At 32.6% G+C, this 648-nt stretch carries 2 protein-coding genes; both read left to right on the top strand.

Annotation, left to right across the window (positions count from 1 at the left end; translation table 11 throughout):
* The coding region (locus HMPREF9144_RS13630) for a hypothetical protein (RefSeq protein WP_006046533.1) at positions 1-216 on the top strand (216 nt) is incomplete at its 5' end.
* 8 nt (positions 217-224) lie between these two features.
* Positions 225-572 (top strand): hypothetical protein, encoded by a 348-nt coding sequence (locus HMPREF9144_RS12585; protein ID WP_006046532.1) that lies wholly within the window; start codon positions 225-227, stop codon positions 570-572.
* Positions 573-648: the final 76 nt, after the last annotated feature.

Raw genomic sequence — 648 nt, 5'->3', positions numbered from 1 at the left:
GAGTTCTATGCAAAATCCAACAAATCCACCATTATTGCTATCAATACAGATAAAATTGAACCAAAGAAAATTATAGATATTTCTAATGGGATTGATCCACAGACAGGAAAACCCTTACAAGGAAAAGCTTTTGGATATGCGACAAAGGATGCTGAGGTCCTTATTGATGGGGAAATACCAAAAGAAGCATATACTGTTGTAAAGAAACATCATTAAATTATATTATGGATTATATAAAACAACTATGTAAAATAAAGAAATCTTTATCTACTTTAGATAGTACTCCTTGTAACACCATAGAAGAAGCTAAACTTTGCTTAACAAAATATGATAAGCTGAAAGATGATATCATAAAAGTTATAGCATCTGTTTCGAATGATTCTATGCTTTCAAATCAAGACAAGGAGGAAGTCTATGTAAACGGTATTCGTGTTTTAACGAATTATATTGGTAATGCTGACGACGTACAAAAATATGGTAAGGCGTTAGAAAATATTCTAGGGGATACAAAAATGATGAAGGCACAATTGGATTTTTTTTATAACAGTTTAGATATTGGAAGATGGTTATAGAAGACTATAACTATAACGACTTCCCTGCAGTAGCGTTCGCAGCACGAATAGATGGAAGAGACCAAGACACGTTCGT

Origin of the sequence: Prevotella pallens ATCC 700821 (assembly GCF_000220255.1) — a bacterium.
Lineage (GTDB): Bacteria > Bacteroidota > Bacteroidia > Bacteroidales > Bacteroidaceae > Prevotella > Prevotella pallens.
Note: the sequence above shows the minus strand (reverse complement) of the source record. Positions and strands in the feature narration are given on the sequence as shown.